At 62.2% G+C, this 20,220-nt stretch carries 17 protein-coding genes; 8 read left to right on the top strand and 9 right to left on the bottom strand.

The features are described from left to right. The first annotated feature begins 1,143 nt into the window (after positions 1–1,143). From P9228_RS16935 to rimO, 3 genes are all read left to right on the top strand, one after another. The gene (locus P9228_RS16935; protein WP_066989790.1) at positions 1,144–1,551 is read left to right on the top strand and encodes a DUF930 domain-containing protein; all 408 of its coding nucleotides are present in this window, start codon (positions 1,144–1,146) and stop codon (positions 1,549–1,551) included. Positions 1,552–1,827: 276 nt separating this feature from the next. Continuing rightward, entirely contained in the window at positions 1,828–2,487 is a 660-nt protein-coding gene (locus P9228_RS16930) for a TerC family protein (protein ID WP_067320072.1), read from the top strand. Positions 2,488–2,626: 139 nt separating this feature from the next. Continuing rightward, positions 2,627–3,940: a 30S ribosomal protein S12 methylthiotransferase RimO gene (gene rimO, locus P9228_RS16925; RefSeq protein ID WP_278054429.1), complete on the top strand. Its 1,314-nt coding sequence runs from the start codon at positions 2,627–2,629 to the stop codon at positions 3,938–3,940. Between the two features lie 70 nt (positions 3,941–4,010). Here rimO and P9228_RS16920 read toward each other — a convergent pair whose 3' ends face one another. From P9228_RS16920 to P9228_RS16885, 8 genes are all read right to left on the bottom strand, one after another. Further along, positions 4,011–5,078 carry a BMP family ABC transporter substrate-binding protein gene (locus P9228_RS16920; RefSeq protein WP_278054427.1) on the bottom strand — a complete coding sequence of 356 codons (1,068 nt, stop codon included), beginning with the start codon at positions 5,076–5,078 and terminating at the stop codon, positions 4,011–4,013. A gap of 51 nt (positions 5,079–5,129) precedes the next feature. After that, positions 5,130–6,050: an ABC transporter permease gene (locus P9228_RS16915; protein WP_278054425.1), complete on the bottom strand. Its 921-nt coding sequence runs from the start codon at positions 6,048–6,050 to the stop codon at positions 5,130–5,132. Then, a complete protein-coding gene (locus P9228_RS16910) occupies positions 6,050–7,162 on the bottom strand; it encodes an ABC transporter permease (RefSeq protein WP_278054946.1) in 1,113 nt (370 codons plus the stop codon). Before P9228_RS16910 ends, P9228_RS16915 begins: the two co-directional genes overlap by 1 nt. After that, positions 7,159–8,736: an ABC transporter ATP-binding protein gene (locus P9228_RS16905; RefSeq protein ID WP_278054423.1), complete on the bottom strand. Its 1,578-nt coding sequence runs from the start codon at positions 8,734–8,736 to the stop codon at positions 7,159–7,161. The genes P9228_RS16910 and P9228_RS16905 overlap by 4 nt, the downstream gene beginning before the upstream one ends. Positions 8,737–8,950: 214 nt before the next feature. Continuing rightward, positions 8,951–9,928 (bottom strand): quinone oxidoreductase, encoded by a 978-nt coding sequence (locus P9228_RS16900; protein ID WP_278054421.1) that lies wholly within the window; start codon positions 9,926–9,928, stop codon positions 8,951–8,953. A 41-nt stretch (positions 9,929–9,969) separates the two neighbouring features. Next, positions 9,970–10,788, bottom strand: a complete 819-nt coding sequence (gene pcsA / locus P9228_RS16895; protein WP_066989933.1) for a phosphatidylcholine synthase — start codon at positions 10,786–10,788, stop codon at positions 9,970–9,972. Next, positions 10,785–11,399: a DUF1326 domain-containing protein gene (locus P9228_RS16890; protein ID WP_278054419.1), complete on the bottom strand. Its 615-nt coding sequence runs from the start codon at positions 11,397–11,399 to the stop codon at positions 10,785–10,787. The genes pcsA and P9228_RS16890 overlap by 4 nt, the downstream gene beginning before the upstream one ends. An 11-nt stretch (positions 11,400–11,410) precedes the next feature. After that, positions 11,411–12,298, bottom strand: coding sequence for a DUF2182 domain-containing protein (locus P9228_RS16885; protein ID WP_278054418.1), 888 nt, complete (start codon positions 12,296–12,298; stop codon positions 11,411–11,413). Between the two features lie 98 nt (positions 12,299–12,396). Between P9228_RS16885 and P9228_RS16880 the strand changes: the two genes are divergently transcribed. After that, positions 12,397–13,608 (top strand): UbiH/UbiF family hydroxylase, encoded by a 1,212-nt coding sequence (locus tag P9228_RS16880; protein ID WP_278054417.1) that lies wholly within the window; start codon positions 12,397–12,399, stop codon positions 13,606–13,608. Positions 13,609–13,833: 225 nt separating this feature from the next. After that, complete coding sequence (gene hspQ, locus P9228_RS16875) at positions 13,834–14,157, top strand: heat shock protein HspQ (protein ID WP_066989816.1); 324 nt, start codon at positions 13,834–13,836, stop codon at positions 14,155–14,157. Between the two features lie 78 nt (positions 14,158–14,235). Here hspQ and P9228_RS16870 read toward each other — a convergent pair whose 3' ends face one another. Further along, positions 14,236–14,865: an invasion associated locus B family protein gene (locus P9228_RS16870; protein ID WP_095777677.1), complete on the bottom strand. Its 630-nt coding sequence runs from the start codon at positions 14,863–14,865 to the stop codon at positions 14,236–14,238. 287 nt (positions 14,866–15,152) lie between these two features. On the opposite strand from P9228_RS16870, the gene P9228_RS16865 reads away from it, so the two are divergent. The 3 genes from P9228_RS16865 to P9228_RS16855 all read left to right on the top strand — a co-directional run bounded on the left by P9228_RS16865 (position 15,153) and on the right by P9228_RS16855 (position 20,080). Then, positions 15,153–16,973, top strand: a complete 1,821-nt coding sequence (locus P9228_RS16865) for an extracellular solute-binding protein (protein WP_278054415.1) — start codon at positions 15,153–15,155, stop codon at positions 16,971–16,973. 41 nt (positions 16,974–17,014) lie between these two features. After that, positions 17,015–17,695: a DsbA family protein gene (locus tag P9228_RS16860; RefSeq protein WP_278054413.1), complete on the top strand. Its 681-nt coding sequence runs from the start codon at positions 17,015–17,017 to the stop codon at positions 17,693–17,695. 495 nt (positions 17,696–18,190) lie between these two features. Then, a complete protein-coding gene (locus tag P9228_RS16855) occupies positions 18,191–20,080 on the top strand; it encodes an ABC transporter ATP-binding protein/permease (protein WP_164746761.1) in 1,890 nt (629 codons plus the stop codon). The last annotated feature ends 140 nt before the right edge of the window (positions 20,081–20,220 follow it).

The raw sequence follows: 20,220 nt of genomic DNA, 5'->3' as shown, positions 1-20,220 counted from the left end.
GCCACCTGACTTTGCTTTATACCAGCGATGGTTGAATCAACCGTTACCACACGTGCCTACCAACGAGCTTTCGTGATCGTTAAATTTTGATGGATCGGAGGATTCCCATCTCACCAGAACTGATCTAGTCTTGCAGGTCGAAGAAATCGCGGGTGGCAACCTATGGAAGCGATGTTCGATGACCTTGCGGCTGCTGTCAGGCAGCCCCGAACAGATATTTATACGGCTGTGCGCGCGTTCGCCCTGGACTTCGCCAGCAAGCTCTTTTTAGGGGTCGCCGTGGGGGTTGGCATCGGTATCGGACTAGCTATCGCTCGCTAAGTCACCAGGAAAGTGCCGGCGGCTGCGCAAAGTCCGCGTAGCTCGCCCTGCTATCCGCTTGCTGTAGCATACCGCGATCGGTGTAGGGTTACCCACTATATTAGCAATAGCCTCCAATCTGACACGAACTTACCATTGGACGTTTTCGGGCGCCGTGGGGAGTTCCAATGCGCATGATTCTTGCTCTGGCCGCACTCACGGCCTGTTTCTCCGTATGGGATCATCTTGCAAACCACGGAACCTATAGCGCTACCCTGCAGCGAAACATTTTTGGTAAAGTGCTTTCCGGCTAACGGCCTTCCCACCGGGGCCGGTTTCCATCGTCAGGCAGGTCGACACAGTTTTTATGTTCGCTTGCTCAGTTAAATGCTCTGCGCCCTTTTGCGTTAATCCAAGCAGCAGTCGGCCCGACAATTCCGCCGGAAGGTCGAAAAATACATCATAGACCATCCATTGGTCACACGGATCCGATAAGCAGGTAAACCTCATCACTGACGGTTCTTCGTTTTAGTATTCCAACGCAAATCTGTTCGGCGGCTGAGCCTGCGAAACCGGGCAGGATTGTGCTCCAGCACTTTGAAAGCACAATACTGCCGCCCGACGAGGAGAAAAAGAGGCTCTACAGTCCCTGCTCTATACGACCCAAGTCTGACAGGTTCTTGACAGTTCTTCGGCAGCGGAGATCGTTTCATCGCGGACCCCGGAACAATGGCAATAGCCCAGTCGCCGAAGCCCGAGATTGGCTTGTGCCGCATGGCTGGCCTGGCCGAGCCGGCATCCATGTCACAAGCGCGTGCGTTTGGTTGATTTCTCAGACAGAATATGCTGCTTGTCGCGCCCATGAAAAAGCTCTGCCTGATGGTTCTGGCGCCTCTGGCGCTGGCCTGGCCGGCCAAGGCGATGGACAACGCACTTCGTGCCGGCCTGCTGAAACTCGATCCGCAGACTCGTCTCGAACAGCGTTGCGACGCCGAGGTGCTCGACCGGATCAGCCACGACGATCGCAAATTCAAGGCCGACCGTGTGGTGGCCTATGCCTTCGCCACGCCCCAGATGAGCGCCGACGCGATCAGGAGCCCCGGCGCCGCCTTTCGCAGCAAGGGTCAATGGTTCCGGCTGAAGTTCAAGTGCCAGACTGCGCCCGACCACATGCAGGTGCTGCAGTTGCTCTACAAGATCGGTGACGAGATCCCGGAAACCGACTGGGCAAAATACAATCTTTACGATTGACCGACTGCCGCGGTCGGTTGCGCGCAAATCGGCCTTTCGAGTGCAAACTCATTTGAACCCAATGGAACCAGACGAGCGGCAACCGCTTGTTTCGTGAGTTCTCTTGACGTGCAGGAACCATGCACGTAGAGCAATTCCAGGAAAGGCGCGCAGCCGTTTTTCCCGCCGGAATTGCGTGAAAACAAAGACTTAGAACGCGATCGCATCAATCGGTGAATCGCTCCGGCGTTAGAACACTCGAAGATCGACATTTCGCAAACAGGAAGGCTCCAGACGATGGATATTTTCAGCGCCGCAAGCCTGACTGCCCTTGTCCAGGTCATCGCGATCGACCTGGTGCTTGCGGGCGACAATGCCATCGTCATTGGACTGGCGGCCGCCGGCCTGCCGACGGAGCAGCGCAAAAAGGCCATTCTGATCGGCGTGGTGGCAGCGACGGTGCTGCGCATCCTGTTCGCGGCGGTTACCGTCAAGCTGCTTGCAATCGTCGGACTGTTGCTCGCCGGCGGCATCCTGCTGTTATGGGTATGCTGGAAGATGTATCGCGAGCTGCGCACCTCCCATGCCGACGAGCACGAGGCGACGGAGGCGCTCGCCAATTCCGATCTCGACAGCGACAAGGCGGTTGCCGGCAAGGCGCCGCGCAAGACGCTTGGCCAGGCGGCGCTGCAGATCGTCGTCGCAGACGTGTCGATGTCGCTGGACAACGTGCTGGCCGTCGCCGGCGCCGCACGTGATCATTTCTGGGTGCTGATCGTCGGCCTCGTGCTGTCGATCGGCTTGATGGGCCTTGCCGCCAGCTTCATTGCGCGGCTGCTGCACCGTTACCGTTGGATTGCCTATATCGGCCTGCTGATCATCCTCTATGTCGCGCTAGACATGGTCTACAGGGGCACGATGGAAATCTGGCCGCATGTCAACAACGCGGTGAGCTGACTGCCGCCACCTGACGCGGGCTTTGGCCGGCCACTGATCTGGCCTCGCATTCCGTTTTGCCGCAACAAGGACCAGCCCATACCAATGCCGCAATTAGTGTGGTATGGCGCCGCCGATCCCGAAAAACCTGGAAAAGCTTATGTCTGCCCCTCGTGTCAGTTTCGTCAGCCTTGGATGCCCGAAGGCGCTCGTCGATTCCGAGCGCATCATCACGCGGCTCCGCGCTGAAGGCTACGAGATCGCCCGCAAGCATGATGGCGCCGACCTCGTTGTCGTCAACACATGCGGCTTTCTCGACTCCGCGCGCGACGAGTCGCTCGACGCCATCGGCTCCGCCCTTTCCGAAAACGGTCGCGTCATCGTCACCGGCTGCCTCGGCGCCGAGCCGGAAGTCATTCGCGAGAAGCATCCCAATGTGCTGGCGATCACCGGCCCGCAGGCCTATGAGAGCGTGATGGCGGCGGTGCATGAGGCGGCTCCCCCCAGCCATGATCCCTACATCGATCTTCTGCCGCCCCACGGCGTGAAGCTGACGCCGCGGCATTACGCCTATCTGAAGATTTCCGAAGGCTGCAACAATCGCTGCACCTTCTGCATCATCCCGGCGCTGCGCGGCGATCTCGTCTCGCGGCCGGCGGCCGACGTGTTGCGCGAGGCCGAAAAGCTCGCCAAGGCCGGCGTCAAGGAGATCCTCGTCATCTCGCAGGACACCAGCGCCTATGGCATCGACATCAAATACCAGACGAGCATGTTCGGCGACCGCGAGGTGCGAGCGAAGTTCCTCGACCTTGCAGAGGAGCTCGGCAAGCTCGGCATCTGGGTTCGCATGCACTATGTGTACCCCTACCCGCATGTTGCCGACGTCATTCCGCTGATGGCCGAGGGAAAGATCCTTCCCTATCTGGACATCCCCTTCCAGCACGCCTCGCCGCAGGTGCTGAAGAACATGCGCCGTCCCGCTCATGGCGAAAAGACGCTGGAGCGGATCCGCGGTTGGCGCGAGGTCTGCCCGGATCTCGCCATCCGCTCAACCTTCATCGTCGGTTTCCCCGGCGAGACGGAAGACGACTTCCAGATGCTGCTCGACTGGTTGGACGAGGCGAAGATCGATCGTGCCGGCTGCTTCAAATATGAGCCGGTCAAGGGCGCGCGCTCCAACGACCTCGGCCTGGAACAAGTGCCGCAGGAGATCAAGGAAGCCCGCTGGCACCGCTTCATGCAGCGCCAGCAGAAGATCTCGGCGACGCAGCTGGCCAGGAAGGTCGGCAAGCGGCTGCCGGTGCTGATCGACGAGGCGCATGGCACCTCGGCCAAGGGCCGCACCAAATATGACGCCCCCGAGATCGACGGCTCCGTGCATATCCAGTCGCGTCGGCCGCTGCGCGCCGGTGAGATCGTCACGGTCAAGGTCGAGCGCGCCGACGCCTACGATCTCTACGGCTCGGCCGTTTGACAAGCGGGATTGGCTGAAAATGAAAGGGCGCCGGTGGGGCGCCCTTTTTGTTTTGATGCCAGGCTGCTGTTTACTGCGGCAGCTTGTCGTCGATGCCCTTGACGTAGAAATTCATGCCGAGCAGCGTGGCGTCGTCGGCGACCTCGCCGTCCTTCAGCCAAGGCGAGCCGTCCTGCTTCGCCACCGGGCCGGTGAAGGGGTTCCAGCCATCGGCGATCTTCTTGGTGGTCGCCTCCGCCATTGCCTTCACGTCGTCAGGCATGTTGGTGAAGGGCGCGAGCTTGACGGCGCCATCCTTGATGCCAAGCCACACATTGTCCGGCTTCCAGGTGCCGTCGAGGGCAGCCTGCACGCGGCTGATGTAATACGGGCCCCACTCGTCGGTGAGCGAGGTCAGCTGCGCGTTCGGCGCGAATTTGATCATGTCCGACGACTGGCCGAACCCATGCAGCTTCCGCTCCTCGGCGACCTGCAGGGGGGCGGTCGAGTCGGTGTGCTGGACGATGATGTCGGCGCCTTGGTCGAACAGCGCCTTGGCGGCGTCGGCTTCCTTGCCCGGATCGAACCAGGTATTGACCCACACGATCTTCACCTTGAAGTCCGGATTGATCGACTGGGCGCCGAGCATGAAGGAGTTGATGCCCATCACCACTTCCGGGATCGGGAAGGAGACGATGTAGCCGGCAAGACCCTTCTTCGATTCCTTGGCCGCGATCTGGCCGAGCACATAGCGGCCTTCATAGAAGCGCGCGTTGTAAATGCCGAGATTGTTGCCCGTCTTGTAGCCGGTGGCGTGCTCGAACATCACCTTCGGGAACTTCTTGGCGACCTTAACCTCGGCGTCCATGAAGCCGAACGATGTGCCGAAGATGATCTTGCATTTCTCGCGCGCCAGGCGCTCAAAGGCGCGGTCGGCGTCCGGGCCTTCCGAGACGTTCTCGAGATATGCGGTCTCGACCTTGTCGCCGAGCGCTTTCTCCACCTCGAGGCGACCCTGGTCGTGCTGATAGGAATAGCCGAAGTCGCCGATCGGCCCCGTGTAAACCCAGCATGCCTTCAGCTTGTCGGCCGCCTCGGCGGTTGCCGCCAGCGACAGGGCCGCGGCCGTGGTCATCAGCGCAATAAGCAGTTTCTTCATCGTGTTACCTCTCTGAGTTAAGCCTTGGAGCTTCCCGTCTTTTTGTTGTCGTCAACGATCCGGAACAAATGGCTGCCCCAACGAAGCCGGCGTGTTCATCATCGTCAGCCGCTTGTTCCGCGAGATTAGAACGAGAACCACGATGGTTGCCAGATAGGGCAGCGAAGAAAGAAACTGGGACGGTACAGGAATGCCGAAAGCCTGTGCATGAAGCTGGCCGATCCACACCGCGCCGAAGATGTAAGCGCCGGCCAGCACCCGCCACGGACGCCAGGACGCAAAGACCACCAGCGCCAGCGCGATCCAGCCGCGTCCCGCGCTCATGTTCTCGACCCATTGCGGCGTGTAGACGAGCGACAGGTGGCCGCCGGCAAGCCCGGCGCAAGCGCCGCCGAAGATCACGGCGAGGTAACGGTAGCGGATGACCTTGATGCCGAGCGCATGGGCCGACGCGTGGCTGTCGCCGATCGAGCGCAGCGTGAGGCCAGTGCGCGTCCTGAACAGAAACCACATCACGGCGGCGGTGAGCCCGATCGAGACGTAGAACAACGGGTCCTGGCCGAAGATCAGCTTGCCGACGACCGGTATCGAGGTCAGGCCGGGGATGTCGAGGTTCGGCAGCCTGACGCCAGGCTGGCCGACGAAGCTGGTGCCAATCATGCCGGAGAGGCCAAGCCCGAGCAGCGTAAGCGACAGGCCGGTCGCCACCTGGTTGGTCGCCAGGGAAAGCGTCATAACGGCGAAGAGCAGCGAAAACAGCGCGCCGACGACGATTGCGGCAAGCAGCCCGATCCAGGGAGATCCGGTAAGATAGCCCGCGCCGAAGCCGCCGACGGCGCCCATGATCATCATGCCCTCGACGCCGAGATTGAGCACGCCGGAGCGTTCCACCACCAGCTCGCCGATCGCCGCAATCAAGAGCGGCGTCGCCGCGGTCGCGATGGTCAAAAGGATGTTGACGGTGATGTCCATCAGCGTGCCTCCTCCAGCTTGGGCGCGGCCTCGAGTTGTGGCGCGGCAAAGCCGATCAGACGAATGCGATAATGAATGAGCGTGTCGCAGCCGAGCACGAAGAACAAAAGCATGCCCTGGAACACGCGCGCCACCTTGTCGGAGATGCCGAGCGCGCTCTGCACCGCCTCTCCGCCGAGATAGGTCAGCGCCAGCACCAGGCCTGCCGCGACGATGCCGAGCGGATTGAGCCGCCCGAGGAAGGCGACGATGATGGCGGTGAAGCCATAGCCGGGCGAGATCACCGGCTGTAGCTGGCCGATGGCGCCCGAGACTTCCGAGATACCGGCAAGGCCAGCCAATGCGCCGGACAGCAGGAAAGTAAAGAAGACCATCTTGCTGAAGCCGAAGCCGGCGAAGCGCCCTGCCCTCGGGCTCGAGCCCAGCACGCGGACCTCGAAACCTTTCAGCATGCGGCTCATCATCAGCCAGACCGTGACAGCGGCGACCAGCGCGAAGACGAAGCCCCAATTGGCGCGGCCGGCATCCGGCATCAATTCCGGCAGGACGGCCGAGTCGCCGAACTGGATGGTCTGCGGGAAGCCGTGGCCCTGCGGGTCGCGCCACGGTCCGCGCACCAGCCAGTCGAGGAAGAGCTGCGCCACATAGACCAGCATCAGGCTGGTCAGGATCTCGTTGGTGCTGAAGCGGGTTTTCAGCAGCGCCGGGATGGCCGCATAGAGGGCGCCGCCGACCATGCCCAGCAAGAGCATCAGCGGCAGCACCAGCGGACCTTCGAATTCGGGGAACAGCACCGGGATGATCGAGCCGAAGATGCCGCCCAGAATGAATTGGCCTTCGGCGCCGATGTTCCAGATGTTGGCCTTGTAGCAAACCGACAAGCCGACGGCGATCAGGATCAGCGGCGCCGCCTTGATGGCCAGTTCATGCAGCTGCCAGACCTCGCTGATCGGCTGAACAAAGTAGACATTGAAGGCATTGAGCGGATTGACGCCGAGCAACGCGAACATGATGGCGCCGGCAATCATCGTCATCGCGAAGGCGATGAAGGGCGAGAGCACCGAAAACAGCGCCGAGCGCTGCGGGCGTTTGACCAGTTCGAGGCGCATCAGGCCGTCTCCATGCTGTGTTCGGCGTGGCCTGGCTCGGCGCCGCCCATCAACAGGCCAATCCTCTCGAAGGTGGCTTCGGCGATCGGCAGCGGCGCGGACAATTCGCCGTTGTGCATGACCGCGATCGCGTCCGACAGCTCGAACAATTCGTCGAGGTCCTGGCTGATGACCAGAACCGCCGAGCCGCTGCGGGCAAGCTCGATCAGCGCCTGGCGGATATGGGCGGCGGCACCGGCGTCGACGCCCCAGGTCGGCTGGTTGACGACCATCACGCTCGGCTTGCGGTCGAGCTCGCGGCCGACGATGAACTTCTGCAGATTGCCGCCGGACAGCGCCGCGGCCTCCGGATCGGGAGCGCTCTTGCGCACGTCCATCGCGGCAATGATGCGCTGGGCGGCACTGTAGACGGAAGCGTTCCTGACCATGCCGCCGGAGCCGACGAAGGACTTGCCGTCGGTGGCATGGCGCGACAGCAAAAGGTTCTCCGAAAGCTTCATCCGCGGCGCCGCGCCGTGACCGAGCCGTTCCTCCGGCACGAAGGCGGCGCCCATCAGCCGCCGGCCGGTGATCGACACGCCGCCCGCATCCTTGCCGCGGATGCGCACGGAACCGGGATCCTGCTGCAGCACCTCGCCGGAGACGGATTCGAAAAACTCGCCCTGGCCGTTGCCGGCGACACCGGCGATGCCGATCACCTCGCCGGCGCGCACCGAAAGATTGATGTTCTTGAGCGGAATGGCGAACGGCGTCGCCGGCTTGCGGGTAAGCCCGCGGATCTCCAGCAACGCCGGCGCGGTCTCGATGCCCTCGGCCGGCGCGCGCACCACTGCCTTGACCTCATTGCCGACCATCATGCGGGCGAGCGACGCGGCCGTCTCCTGGCGCGGGTTGCAGTGGCCGACCACCTTGCCGTGGCGCAGCACCGTGGCGCGATCGCAGATGCGTTTGACCTCTTCCAGCCGGTGCGAGATGTAAAGGATCGACTTGCCTTCGGCGCGAAGCCGCTCCAGCGTTTCGAACAGCTTGTCGGCTTCCTGAGGCGTCAGCACCGAAGTCGGCTCGTCGAGGATGATGAGTTGGGGCGTCTGCAAGAGGCAACGGATGATCTCGATGCGCTGGCGCTCGCCGACGGAAAGATCGCCGACCAGCGATTCCGGATCGAGCGGCAGGCCGTAGCTGTAGGAGAGCGCCCGCGCCTTCGCGGCAATCGCGCTGATCGGCGAGCCGTCGTTCAGCGAAAGCGCGATGTTCTCGGCAGCCGTCAGCGCTTCGAACAGCGAGAAATGCTGGAAGACCATGCCGATGCCGAGCTTCTTGGCGAGGCCGGGGCTGGTGATCCTGACGGCCTGGCTGTTCCAGAAAATTTCGCCCGAATTCGGTTCCAGCGAGCCGAACAGCATCTTCACCAGCGTCGACTTGCCGGCGCCGTTCTCGCCGAGCAGGGCGTGGATCTCGCCCTTCGCGATGTTGAGGTCGATATGGTTGCACGCCGTCAGCGTGCCGAAAATCTTCGTAAGGCCACGAACCTCCAGCAGGTTCGCCCTGTCATGATTTGCACTCACAGTGCCTCCCATCCAGTTACCCGGATATGTTCTGTGTTCCCGCTGGTATCGTATGCGCGGCCGGCTTCGGTCGGAAAGCGGCACGCAACTTGAAAGAGCTTCAAGAATTCCAGCGGAAACTCAAGGGGTAAGATAGGCCTGTTCAGGGCAAGAGGGAAACCAGTAAGCTTTTCGGGGAACCATTGCCTCGAGGCGCGGCAAGGCGCTGAAAAACAAGGCAGCCGGCTTAGGGGATGAGGATGGTGGTGCCCGTCGTCTTGCGGCCCTCGAGATCGGACTGCGCTTGTGCCGCGTCCTTCAGCGCGTAGCGCTGGTTGATCTTGATCTCGACGGCGCCGCTCAGCACTACCTCGAACAGCGCTTGCGCCGAGGCCACAAGGTCCTCGCGTTTGGCGTTGTAGACGAAGATTGTCGGGCGGGTCGCATAGAGCGAGCCTTTCTGCGCCAGAAGCGACATCGGGAAAGGCGGGATCGGCCCGGACGACTGGCCGAAGCTGACAAACATGCCAAGCGGCCTCAGGCAGTCGAGCGAAGCGGGAAAAGTGTCGTTGCCGACGGAATCATAGACGACGTCGCACTTTTTGCCGCCGGTGATGGCGGCGACGCCGGCGACGAAATCCTGCTCCTTGTAATTGATGACATGGTCGAAGCCATGTGCCTTGGCGAGCTCGACCTTGTCGACGGAGCTCGCCGTGCCGATCATCGTCGCGCCGAGATGCTTTGCCCATTGGCCCAGGATCAGGCCGACACCGCCGGCCGCGGCATGGTAGAGGATCGTGTCGCCCGCCTTCACCTTAAAGGTGCGGCGCAGCAGATATTCGGCCGTCATGCCTTTCAGCATCATGGCCGCCGCCTGCTCGTCGCTGATGCCGTTCGGCACCTTTACCACGCGGTCGGCGGCGATCACGCGTTCTTCCGAATAGCCGCCGACATTGACTGCATAGGCGATGCGATCGCCGGGCTGCAGCCAGTCGACGCCGGCGCCAACGGCCAGCACCACGCCCGCCGCCTCGCCGCCCGGGACCAGCGGAAAGCCGCCGGGCGGCGGGTAGAGGCCCGAGCGATGGTAGATGTCGATGAAGTTGAGCCCGATCGCGGTATGCCTGATCAGAATCTGCCCGGCGCCTGGCTGGCCGGGATCTGCTTCCTCATAGGTCAGGACCTCGGGGCCGCCATGGGCGTGAATGCGGATCGCTTTGGACATTGCTCAACTTTCTCGGAAAAGGACGGAAGGTGGATATCGAGTCAGGATTTCCTGGCGCCAAGATTGGGGAACATCTGCATGATGCCCCCGATGCAGGCGAGATAGAGCCCGGTAACCGTAATGCCGGCCTTGGTGAAGATGCTGACCTGCTCGCTCAGAACCCCGATCTTGTCATAGAACGAGGCAAGTGCGGCCTGTGCCAATGCAAGCGCGCCGAAGGCGCACCATAACAGCGTCATGCCGAGATTGATCGGCCTGAGCCGCACCACCCGTACCGGATGGATGAAGTTGATCGGCAGGAAGGTGAGAATACCGGCGACCACGACCACGGCGAAGGAAACCCACTGCCCCGGCTCGATGACAAAGAGCGTGAACACCACCATGTTCCAGACGACCGGGAACCCCTTGAAGAAGTTCTCCTTCGTCTTCATGCCGGTGTCGGCGTAGTAGATCGCGCTGGAGACGACGATGATCGCCGCCGACAGGAACGACAGGTTCTCGCCCATCAAGCCTCGCTGGTAGAGCGCGAAGGCCGGAATAAGCACGTAGGTCACGTAGTCGATGATGTTGTCGAGGAGCTCGCCCGACCATGTCGGCAGGATCTCCTTGACTTCGAGCTTCCTGGCGATCGGGCCGTCGATGCCGTCGACGAAGAGCGCCAGCCCGAGCCACCAGAACATTGCCGTCCAACGTCCCTCGCTCGCCGCCACCAGCGACAGGAAGGCGAGGAACGAGCCGGACGCAGTCAGCAGGTGCACGGAAAAAGCCCGCGCCTGCGGCCACGTCACTTTCTTCTTCGGCCGCGGAATCCGCTCCGCGATTTTCTTGGCCGCATTCCGGGCCGCTGTGTTCTTGCTCAAGGGCCTCGCCAATCCAGCTTGCATATCTCGGCCGAACGGCCGGCGAAATTCCAATTGCGACCGAAGGCGCGCATCTTGCTCTTGTCCGACTTCGCCACGATGATTTCCGGTGCGATCCAGTATTCGGAATTGGTAATGACGGTGTCTTTGTCGCGGTCCTTGCCGGGTATCGGCGTCACCGCGCCGTCGATAATCCGCGGTATCAGGAAAACGCGCGTCCTATCACGCGTCTCATAGGTGATCGGCACCTGTTCCACGCCAAGGAAGTTTCCAACAAGAATCGACAGTAGCGAAGTGGTCCCGCCCGCCTTGCCGGTGAAGATTTTTGTCAGGGCCTTCACGGCATAGATGGAGGCGCGCTTGTCGATGAACAGGCCGGCGCTCCAGTTGCCGCGGCTCATATAGCCCGGGATTTCCACGACCAGACCAAGATTAAGGCCGGAAAGATCGACCTCGCCGAAATGGCCGGCGTCGATGCGGAACCCGGCCCACGTCTGGCAATAGCCTTCGGTCGGCGGATGGCTGCCGAGCGACAGAACGCAGGGGCAGAAAACCGTGCAATTGCAGGAGAGTACCAGCTCTCCCTTCATCGCCCAGCTCTGATCGGCCATCGAAATCTCCCTCACGCGGAAACTAATAGCAGGGCGGCGGCCCACACAAGCAGTATCGCACCGGAAACCTGGCTGGCCACCCTGCCCGCGGTCTGTTTTTCGATCAGAGCGAACAGGCCGATCAGCGCCATCCAGAAGATGTTCATCGCGCCCACGGCGAACATGACCAGCATCAGCGCCCAGCAACAGCCGAGACACCAGACGCCCTGCTCCACCCCCATGCGAAAGACACGCCCCGGCTTCGCGCTCCAGTTGGCGAACAGGATCGAGAACGGGTTGCGGCACCTCTTGAGGCACGCCTGCTTCAAGCCGCTGAACTGATAGAGGCCGGCAATCGCCAAGGCGGCGGCCCCGGCAACCCCGACGACAGGATCGAGCACCTGTCCCGCGGCGACAAAGCCATAGATTATGAGCGTCAGCGCGGCGAACGCCACTGAGGCGGCAAGCCAAGTCGCGAGAAATCCCATCACCAGAACCAGCGGATGGGCGACGGGCTCTCCCTTGATCCGAGCGGTATCGGCAATCTCGCAATAGGTGCGGATCATCGGCGCCGCCGAGGGCAGCATCGTCGCCACCGCCATTACGAACCACATCAGGACGAGCGCCGACGCCGCCAACGAGCCTGAAAGCGGCGCCGGCGCAAGGCACAAAGCGAAGAACCGGTCGAGGAAATCCGGCAGCGGCAATGGCGGCAGGTTCTTCAGCAGCGCATCGCCCGGAGCGCCGCCGGCAACGCGGCTTTCGGCGCCGCGAATAGCCATGGCAGCGAGGATCCACCAGGCAAGCACGACGCCCGCACCGATAGTGAGCATCACGGCAAGGCGGGGGCTGCGCGCCAGTCCCGCCGTGGCGCGGCCGGCGCGGTCGAGATGGCGGAAATCGTGCTCCTGGGCGCTCATGCCAATCGAATGGGCCGAATCGCCGCGTTGATCAAGCCCGCCGATCTGCCCTATACCGCATGCAGGCCGACGGGCCGCCATCAACATGGAAGCCTGGCGTGGAGCAGAGTGACAAAGTTCGCATATTGATCGCCGGCAGCGGCCCGGCCGGCCTGATCGCGACACTCGGCTTTGCCGAGGCAGGCTTTGCCGTAACGTTGGCTGGCCCCGAGGCCGCCGGCGGCGATGGCCGCACCACCGCCCTTATGAACCCTGCTCTCAAGGTGCTCGACCGGCTGGGTGTGCAGGACGAACTCAGACCGCAGGCGGCGCCGCTGAAAATGATGCGCATCGTCGACGCAACGCGCCGGCTGATCCGCAGCCCGACCGTCACCTTCCGCGCCAGCGAAATCGGCGAGGAGCAGTTCGGGCTCAACCTGCCGAACAAAATCCTGATCCCGGTGCTTGCCAAGAAGGTCGCCGCAAATCCCGGCATTGAGTGGCGAAAGTCGATGGTCGATGCCTGGCGGCTCGACGCCGACCACGCACATGCGAGCCTCGCCGATGGCAGTGAGGTCTCGGCATCGCTGGCGGTTGCCGCCGACGGGCGCCTGTCGCCGGCGCGCGAGGCCGCCGGCATCAGGGCCTCCGCCCGACCCTATCCTCAGTCGGCGCTCGTTCTCAATTTCAGCCATCGCAGCGAGCATGGCTTCATCTCAACTGAATTCCATACCGAGACCGGGCCGTTCACGCAGGTGCCGCTGCCGGGCAAGCGCTCCAGTCTCGTCTGGGTGGTGAAGCCGGAAACGGCACAGGAACTGGCCGCGCTCGACGATGCCATGCTGTCTGTTCGGGTCGAAGAGCAAATGCAGTCCATGCTCGGCCGGGTCTCGGTCGAGCCCGGCCGCCAAGTCTACCCGCTTTCGGCGGCCTCGCCTGGTCGGTTCGCGCAAAACCGTGTGGCGCTTGTCGGCGAGGCTGCTCATGTCTTCCCGCCGATCGGGGCACAAGGCCTCAATCTCGGCATCAGGGATATCGACGATCTAATTGGAATCGCCAGCGAAAATCGCGACGATCCCGGGTCGAGGCTGAGCCTTGCCGCCTACGACACGCGGCGCCGTCCGGACATCCTGGCGCGCAGCAGTGCGGTGAACTTGCTCAACATGTCACTGCTGTCCGACATGCTCCCGGCGCAGCTTGCGCGCAGCGCCGGCCTCAACGTGCTGGGCAGCTTCGCGCCGCTGCGCGCCTTCTTCATGCGCGAAGGCCTGCGGCCGGGAAGCGGTTTTCGGGCGCTCGCCGGCGGCTTCAGGAAACAGGCCGCGCGCTGAGGCACATTTGCAAACTACCGCTTTCGGCCGAGCATTGCGCCTGCCGATAGGTAGCTTGGTGGCCAGGGCGTCGGTAAAGCATTGCATTGGAGCAACGTCTGCGCCAAATCGTACCAAGCCGAAAGTCGGGGTCGATTTTTGAGCGCGTGACGTGTAGATTCAAGACCTTAGGCGCCCTGTGCGCGCAAGCCGCTGCGGCGCCTCGGGACCGAAGTGGTGAGTGCGATGAAGACGGCCAAATTCGCGATCGGACAAGTTGTTCGCCACCGGCTGTTTCCGTTCCGTGGCGTGATCTTCGACGTCGATCCGCAATTCGCCAACACCGAAGAATGGTATGAAGCGATCCCGGCGGACATGCGTCCAAGCAAGGACCAGCCTTTCTATCACCTTCTCGCCGAGAACTCCGAGACAGAGTACATCGCTTATGTATCCGAGCAGAACCTGCTCGAGGACCGGTCGGGCGAGCCGGTGCGGCACCCGCAGATCGGCGAGATGTTCGACAAGCTGCCCGACGGGCGCTACGAGCCGAAAGGTCACTCGAAACACTGAGGGCTGAACAAGCGACAATAAAAAAGCGGGGCGCCTGCCCCGCTCGCTTTTTAGCATGCTGGAGAAACGCTCCAACAATCAGTTGGCGGTCTTCGCCTTGTCCTGCTCTTCCTTAAGCTTCTTGGCGAAGTCCTGGTTGTTCTTGGCGACGAAGTCCTGCAGCTTCTTTTGGCGGTCCTCGATGTCCGACTGCTGCAGCGGCGGGCCGTCATAGGCGCCGCTGAAGCCCGTCAGCGCAACCTTGATCGGGTTCGGCTGGTTCTGGAAATTGACCGAGGTGAGCGTGATCTGCTGGCCCTTCTTGAAGGACGCGACAAGCTGGTCGGTCAGCGGCACTTCGGCCACGCAGCGATCCGGGAAGCAGATCACATAGTCGAGCTTCTGCGCCTTGCCGGAATCGATCTGCAGGCCGATGCCCGGAGGAACGAGACGGCCGGTCGGCACCGTCACCTGGAACACCTTACGGTTCACTTTGCCCTTGAGCTCGATCAGGCTGACGCCGGTGACGAGCTGGCCATTGCCGGCTGTGACGATGTTCTGCACGTTGCAGATATCGACGTCTTCCTGCTTGGTGCAGGCCTTGAACCAGCCCTGCGGAATCTGCGGCGGCTGCTGCGCGGAAGCGGTGAAAAGCCCGGCGCCCAGAACGCCGACCACGCCTGCGGCCAGCACCGAAAGGCGATACGCGTTGCTCGTCATATGGTGCACTTTCCTCTCAAAATGATCCCGGGGACCGGCTTCTTCCTGCCGTGTGGTCCCCGCTACCTGTTGCCCAAATGAGGCAACAGCATGACTTCGGAGCGCGTGTTACACTGCCAGCGGCGCCGAATCCAGCCCGGTTTCCGCGTTTTCTTGCCGCGTTCTCCTGCCCTGGACGAGCCTCATCGGCGATGCGTCGACTGAACCCAAGCGACCGGCGCGCGCCGATTCAATCGGGGAGCGAAATGCTCTAGGGTGCATGTCGAATCACCAAGCTGCCCGGCAAGGAGACGGTCATGGACCGCGTTCTCGTTCGGCTGATCGCCGCGACCTCGTTTCTGGCCCTCTCGCTGCTTCCGGCTTTGTCGGAACCGAAGCACGGCATCGCCATGCAGGGCGAGCCGGCGCTGCCTGCGGACTATACACATTTCGACTACGTCAATCCCGACGCGCCGAAGGGCGGCAGCGTCACCTATTGCGTCGTCGGCAGTTTCGACAATCTCAACCCCTTCATCCTGAAGAGCCTGCGCACCACCGCGCGCGGCATGATCGACACGGTCTACGGCAACCTGGTCTTCGAGCCGTTGATGCAGCGCAACTACAACGAGCCCTTCAGCCTCTACGGCCTGCTCGCCGACAGCGCCGACATGGACCCGGATCGCAAGAGCATCGAGTTCCACCTCGATCCCAATGCCAAATGGTCGGACGGCCAGCCGGTGACGCCGGAGGACGTGCTGTTCACCTACGATGTGTTCAAAGACAAGGGCCGCCCGCCTTACAGCGATCGCATGAGCATGATCGCCAGGCTGGAGAAGACCGGCGACCACAGCGTGAAGTTCACCTTCAACGAAAAGGCCAATCGCGAATTTCCGCTGATCGTCGCGCTGACTCCGATCATCCCCAAGCACGCCTTCGACAAGGAGACCTTCGACAAGACCTCGCTGAAGCCGCTGATCGGCAGCGGCCCCTATACCGTGGACAAGGTGCAGCCTGGACAGCGCATCGTGTTCAAGCGCAATCCCAATTATTGGGGCAAGGACATCCCATCTAAGCGCGGCTTCGACAATTTCGACCAGATCACCATCGAGTATTTCCTCAACGCCAACGCCAAGACGGAAGCGTTCAAGAAAGGCATCTGCGCCCTCGACGACGAGACCGATCCGGTCAAGCGCGACCGCGATATCGACTTCCCGGCCTTTCGCAAGGGTGATGTGAAGCAGGAATATTTCAACACCGGTATTCCGCCCGTGGTGACGGGCTTCCTGTTCAACACCAGGCTGCCGAAGTTTTCCAATCCGGTCGTGCGGCGCGCCCTCGGCATGCTCTACGACTTCGAATGGGCCAACAAAAACCTGTTTGCCGGCAAGTTCAATCGCACCATGAGCTTCTGGCAGAACTCCGAGCTGTCCGCGCTCGGCCATCCCGCCGACGACCGGGAGAAGGCGCTGCTTGCTCCCTACCCCGGCCGCGTCCCTGCCGAGGTGATGGACGGCACCTGGCGGCCGCCGGTCACCGACGGCTCCGGCCAGGACCGCAAGGTGCTGCGAGCGGCTTTCGAGCTCCTGAAAAGCGCTGGCTATCACGTAGAGGACGGCCGGATGGTCGACCCTGAAGGCAATCCCTTCGGCTTCGAGATCATGACGTCATCGCAGGACGAGGAGCGGCTTGCGGCTCTCTATCAGCGCACGCTGGAGAAGATCGGCATCGATGTAACCATCCGCGGCCTCGACGGCGATCAAATCCAGTCGCGCAAGCAGCGCTTCGACTTCGAGGTGCTGATCGGCACAAGCGGTTTCAACAATTCGCTCTCGCCCGGCAGCGAGCAGGTGGGGCGCTGGGGATCCGTCGCCGCCAAGCAGGAGGGTTCATTCAACCTGGCCGGCGTCGCCGATCCCGCGGTCGACGCGGCGATCAACGCGATGCTGAATGCCCGCACGAAGGAAGACTATGTCGCTGCGGTGCGCGTTCTCGATCGGCTGCTGATATCGGGCAACTACATGGTGCCCATGCAATACAACACGCAGCAGTGGCTGGCTTACTGGAGCTACCTGGAACATCCGCAAAAGACGCCCATATTCGGCTATCAGCTGCCGACATGGTGGCGAAAGCCCAACTGACGCGATCCCCCGCCTGACACCGACCAAGCAAGGAGACGAGCATGAGCGCGGAGAACTCGATCACAATCGATGTGGTGTCGGATGTCGTCTGTCCCTGGTGCTTCATCGGCCAGAAGCGGCTGGACAGGGCGATCGCCGCTGCCGCCGATATCGACGTGCACGTGCGCTGGCGGCCGTTCCAGCTCGATCCGACCATTCCGCAAGGCGGCATGGGTCGCCGCGAATACATGCTGGGCAAATTCGGCAGCGAGGAACGCATCCATCAGATCCATGCGCGCATTGAGCCGCTCGGCGAGGCGGAAGGCATCCATTTCGCCTTCGGCGCCATCAAGGTCGCTCCCAACACGCTGGACGCCCACCGCGTTATCCGTTGGGCGGGGCCTGCCGGCGAGGACGTGCAGAACCGGCTGGTGCGACGCCTCTTCCAGCTGAATTTCGAGGAAGGCGCCAATCTCGGCGACCATGCCGTCCTAACCGAAGCCGCCCGCGAAGCCGGCATGGACGGCTCCGTGGTCCAGACGCTGCTGCCGACGGATGCCGATGTCGAGGCGGTGCGCAACGAAATCGCCACCGCCTCGCGCATGGGCATCACCGGCGTGCCCTGTTTCCTGCTCGAAGCCAAATATGCCGTTATGGGCGCGCAGGACGCCGACACGCTGGCCGATGCTATCCGCCAGGTCGCTGCGGCCAAGGCGCGCGGTGAGCTCGAAACGGCGGGCTAGACCAAGTTCGCATCACCCCTCCGCCCAGCCGACGCGGAAGCCCGTGATGACTGCTGAGAGAGATTCCCGCGGTCTACGGCGGTTGATTCGAGGTAACCCCAGGTCTCCTGAAGGGACTTTTCGAGCCCTTCAACCATGGACCGGCCGCGCATCGGGCTGAATATTCCTTCACAAAACCGTGTTTTTGGCTTCCCCTGGGGAAAGTCCTTTCCAGCCGAAACTCTGTTCCCAACCGGCTGAACCAAAACACGAATTCCGCTCCGATAGATATCAGCCGGCAAAGCTTTTCTGTTGCCTTCATGCCACGGCCGGTAACCCTGTTCCCATTCGGAGGAAGAAAATTAATGGAAAATGATCAATTGGTGTTACCATGTGTAACAAAACAGGAAAGGTTCGGGCGGGATCGTGATTCGGGTCGGTAGACCGCGACGTACAGTACCGGAGCAAACATCCAGCGAGGCGGCAAGGCCCTCGCCCCTGACGCCGGTATCGTCGATGCGCACATTCTGGGGGCTGATGCGAGCCTACTGGTTCTCCGACCGGTGGAAGGAAGCCTGGACCCTCACCCTCGTCATCGCGCTGCTGACAGCGCTCTCCAGCAAGGCTGGCGTGTGGTTTGCCATGGCATCGGGCGAGCTGGTGAATTCGATCGCCTTCTTCCACGACGCCGCCAATATCAATCCGCTCCAGACGCTTCTTACCAATGCCGGCATATTGGTGCTGTTGGTCGTGCTCAAGGACGCCGGCTTCACCGGAGTGCGAAATCTCGTTTCCGCAACCTTGCATCGCAAATGGCGGGGCTGGCTGAACAGCCAATTCAACCGGGCGCTGCTCGACGGCAACCATACCCATTTCCATGCCCAGCATGGCTCGGTTGCCGGCGGTATCGTCGCTCCCGACAACATCGACCAGCGCATCCAGGAATCGATCAAGGACATGACGGGCGGCGCCATCGGCCTCGCCATGGGCGTGCTGGGCGTGGCGACCTCGCTTTACTTCGTCGGCGAGAATTTGATCGGGGCCTCGGTGGAGGTCAAAGGGCTGGAGTTCCTCGGCAGCTACGGCAGTGCCGTGCTGGCCTTTCTGGCGGTCGCGACCTACGTGCCGCTCAACACCTGGATTGCGGTGAAGCTCGGCGGCCTGCTCGAACGTCTCAACATCCGCATGCAACAGGCCGAAGGCAGTTATCGCAGCGAATTGACGACCTTCCTGCGCCGCAGCTTCCACGTCGCCGCCTCACACGGCGAGGATGTGCAGAAGACGATGCACGACAAGCTCTATGTCGACATCGACAAGACCTGGGGGCGGCTGAACGTCGTCAACACCAGCTACATGTCGTTCGAGCTGATCTACAATTTCATCGGCGCCCGCATCGTTTCCTACGGACCCGGTCTCGTGCCGTTCATTCACAACGGCTTCGATCTCAAGGGCTACATAACCGGCTCTGAAATGGTCGCGCAGCTGATCAGCCAGTGTTCGTGGTTCATCCATGTCATGCCCGCGATCGCCACGCTTAGGGCCAACAGCCAGCGTGTGACCGAGCTCGCCAGCGCCATCGAGAACGTCCAGCAGCCGCAGGAGTTCTATCGCCAGACCGGCCGCTCGGACTTCAGCTATGCCACGCAAAATCCCGTCTTCGGCCTGACCATCCAGAAGCTGGAGCTGGCGCATCAGGGCGAGGACGCAACGCCCTTCCTGAGCGCCGCCAACCTGCGCTTCCGCCGCGCCGAGTGGACATTCCTCAAGGGTGAGTCCGGCTGCGGCAAGACCTCGCTGATCAAGGCAATCAATGGTCTGTGGCCCTATGGCCGCGGCACCATCGTGTTCCCGGAAGGGGTAACGAGCTTCTATGCCGCCCAGGAGGTCAAGCTGCAGCAGGTCTCGCTGAAGCAGCTCGTCTGTCTGCCGGGTTCGGAAAACGATCACACCGACGTGCTGGTAGCGGCCGCCCTGCACAAGGCCGGCCTCGGCGAATTCATTGGGCACCTGGCCGATGAGAGCCGCGAAGGCAAGCTCTGGGATCAGGTTCTGTCAGGCGGGCAGAAGCAGAAGCTGGTGGTAGCCCGCATCATCCTGCAGCAGCCGGGACTGCTCTTCCTCGACGAAGCGACCGGCGCTCTCGACCCCGAAGGCAAGATCGCCTTCCACGAAGCGATCAAGGTCAATTGCCCGGATGTAACCGTGATCAGCGTGATGCACGAGGCCGTTCCGCCGCGGTCGCTTTCCGGAGAGGAATTCTATCATAGCGTCGTGGCGATCTCCGATGGCGTCGCGACCAAGAAGCCGCTCGCTCCCGCTCTGCCGCGCGAGCTCACGACGATCCTCGCGCAGCCCCGGCCGGCCGAGGACAAATGGTTGCGCTTCCGGCGGCTCAAGCAGAAATAGCAATCAGTCCAGCCCTGGTCCGTCGCCTCGGCAGCGGCCACTGTCGATCACAGTCTCGCGATCCGGCAATGCTTCGCTCATTTTCAGCGCTCGTCGCGATTGACTCGGCAAAACGCGCTCCTATGTTGCGCCCGCTCGCA

Source organism: Mesorhizobium sp. WSM4898 (assembly GCF_029625845.1).
GTDB lineage: Bacteria > Pseudomonadota > Alphaproteobacteria > Rhizobiales > Rhizobiaceae > Mesorhizobium.
Note: the sequence above shows the minus strand (reverse complement) of the source record. Positions and strands in the feature narration are given on the sequence as shown.